This is a genomic window from Devosia indica (genome assembly GCF_003056405.1).
Taxonomy (GTDB): Bacteria; Pseudomonadota; Alphaproteobacteria; order Rhizobiales; family Devosiaceae; genus Devosia; species Devosia indica.
This window is the reverse complement of sequence record NZ_PYVZ01000040.1, coordinates 1-2,491: the sequence shown is the minus strand read 5'-3', so window position 1 is coordinate 2,491 and position 2,491 is coordinate 1. Positions and strand designations below refer to the sequence as shown.

The window sequence follows — 2,491 nt, the reverse complement described above, 5'->3', positions numbered from 1 at the left end:
TGTTGAATGTCACTGAGATCTGACCCTCTAGGGGCAGAAGTTTTCACTGAGAAATGACCCATGTTTTGATCGTCCCCTGGCTGTTGGTCGGGGGATCCAGGAGTGATCGACATGGCGTTATTGAGCGTAATCCGGCGCTGGCATTTTCGTGAGGGGATGCCGATCCGGGAGATCGAGCGGCGCACGGGCTTGTCGCGCAACACCATCCGCAAGTATCTGCGATCCGACACGGTGGAGCCCAGGTTCAAGGTGCCGGCGCGGCCCAGCAAGCTGGACGCGTTTGCCCAGAAGCTTTCCGATTGGCTGCGCGTGGAAGCGGGTAAATCGCGCAAGCAGCGGCGCACGGCCAGGCAGATGCACCGCGATCTTGTGGTTCTGGGCTATGAAGGCTCGTATGAGCGTGTCGCGGCGTTTGTGCGGGCCTGGAAGACCGGGCGGCAGCAGGAGCAGCAAACTAGCGGTCGTGGCACCTTCGTACCCCTGGTGTTCGGTGCGGGCGAGGCCTTCCAGTTCGACTGGAGCGAAGACTGGGCCATCCTGGGCGGCGAGCGCACCAAGCTGCAGGTGGCTCATACCAAGCTGTCGCACAGCCGGGCCTTCATCGTGCGGGCCTATCTGCTTCAGACCCATGAGATGCTGTTCGACGCGATGACCCAGGCGTTCCGGGTTCTTGGGGGCGTGCCCCGTCGCGGCATCTTCGACAACATGAAGACCGCCGTCGACCGGATCGGCTCGGGCAAGGCTCGGCAGATCAATGCCCGGTTCGCGGCCATGGCCAGCCATTACCTGTTCGAGCCCGAGTTCTGCAATCCCGCTTCAGGATGGGAAAAGGGTCAGGTGGAAAAGAACGTGCAGGATGCCCGCCGGCGTCTGTGGCAGCCGCTGCCCAGCTTCCCTGACCTCGACAGTCTGAACGCCTGGCTGGAAGAGCAGTGCATCGCGCAATGGAGCCAGATCGTGCATGGCGGCCTTCCGGGCAGCGTCGCCGACGTGCATGCCGGCGAGGTCTCGAGCCTGATGGCATTGGGGCGACCCTTCGATGGCTTTATCGAACAGACCAAGCGCGTCTCCCCGACGTGCCTGGTTCACTTCGATCGCAATCGCTACAGCGTGCCGGCCTCGTTCGCCAACCGGCCGGTCAGTCTGCGGATTTACCCCGAGCGGATCGCCGTCGTGGCCGAGGGGCAGGTCCTGTGCGAGCATCCGCGCATTATCGAGCGGTCCCATCACCAGCCTGGGCGCACGGTCTATGACTGGCGGCACTATCTGGCGGTGATCCAGCGCAAGCCAGGCGCCCTGCGCAATGGCGCCCCCTTCGCTGATCTGCCCGAGGCGTTCCGTCGCCTGCAGGGCCACCTGCTCAAGCATCCAGGCGGCGATCGGGAAATGGTCGAGATCCTGGCGCTGGTGCTGCATCACGACGAGCAAGCGGTGCTCAAAGCCGTAGAGGTCGCGCTCGAGGCCGGCGTTCCCACCAAAACCCATGTGCTCAACCTCCTGCACCGCCTGGTCGATGGCAAGGCCAGCCAGGTCGAAGCGATCGATGCGCCGCAGGCCCTGGTGCTGCGCCAGGAGCCCAGGGCCAACGTTGCCCGCTATGACACGCTGCGCGGCAAGGATGTTCGCCATGCGTCATGACCCTGCCAGTGCCGCCGTTATGGTCATGCTCCGCAGCCTCAAGATGCATGGTATGGCCCAGGCTGTGGGCGAACTGCTCGAACAGGGTGCACCTGCCTTCGATACCGCCGTGCCGATCCTGTCCCAGTTGCTCAAGGCCGAGCTCGCCGAGCGGGAGGTCCGGTCCATCGCCTATCAGCTCAAGGCTGCCCGCTTCCCCGCCTTCAAGGATCTGTCCGGCTTCGACTTCGCCTCCAGCGAGATTAATGAGGCCATGGTCCAGCAGCTTTACCGCGGCGCGTTCATCGAGGGCGCCGACAATGTGGTGCTGATCGGTGGCCCGGGCACTGGCAAAACCCACATCGCTACTGCACTCGGCATCCAGGCGGTGCAGCATCACCACAAGAAGGTCCGCTTCTTCGCCACCGTCGATCTGGTCAATGCGCTCGAGCAGGAAAAGGCCTTCAACAAGGCCGGCCAGTTGGCCGAGCGCCTGCTGCGCCTCGATCTGATAATCCTCGACGAACTGGGCTACCTGCCGTTTAGCCCGTCAGGCGGGGCGCTGCTGTTCCATCTGCTCAGCAAGCTCTACGAGCAGACCAGCGTCGTTATCACCACCAACCTCAGCTTCAGCGAATGGGCCGGTGTGTTCGGCGATGCCAAGATGACCACCGCGCTGCTCGATCGGCTCACCCATCACTGCCATATCCTGGAGACCGGCAACGACAGCTTCCGCTTCAGGGCGAGCGCCGCGGCGCCCAAAACACGAAAGGAAAAACCCGCCACTTGACCGTCCCCGCAGCGCGGGAAACTATCGTCCAACCGGGTCAGTTCTCAATGACAATCCCGGGTCAGTTCCTGGCGACAATCAACA

The 2,491-nt window shown here is 63.2% G+C and carries 2 protein-coding genes; both read left to right on the top strand.

The window, feature by feature from the left end:
• The first annotated feature begins 111 nt into the window (after window positions 1-111).
• Window positions 112-1,638, top strand: coding sequence for an IS21 family transposase (gene istA, locus DDE76_RS19285; RefSeq protein WP_104894762.1), 1,527 nt, complete (start codon window positions 112-114; stop codon window positions 1,636-1,638).
• Window positions 1,628-2,407, top strand: a complete 780-nt coding sequence (gene istB, locus DDE76_RS19280; RefSeq protein ID WP_104894763.1) for an IS21-like element helper ATPase IstB — start codon at window positions 1,628-1,630, stop codon at window positions 2,405-2,407. Before istA ends, istB begins: the two co-directional genes overlap by 11 nt.
• The last annotated feature ends 84 nt before the right edge of the window (window positions 2,408-2,491 follow it).

What these genes read in the sequence shown, in the direction of transcription:
- istA (WP_104894762.1), top strand. Translation starts at nt 112, where the DNA reads ATGGCGTTATTGAGCGTAATCCGGCGCTGGCATTTTCGTGAGGGGATG.
- istB (WP_104894763.1), top strand. Translation starts at nt 1,628, where the DNA reads ATGCGTCATGACCCTGCCAGTGCCGCCGTTATGGTCATGCTCCGCAGC.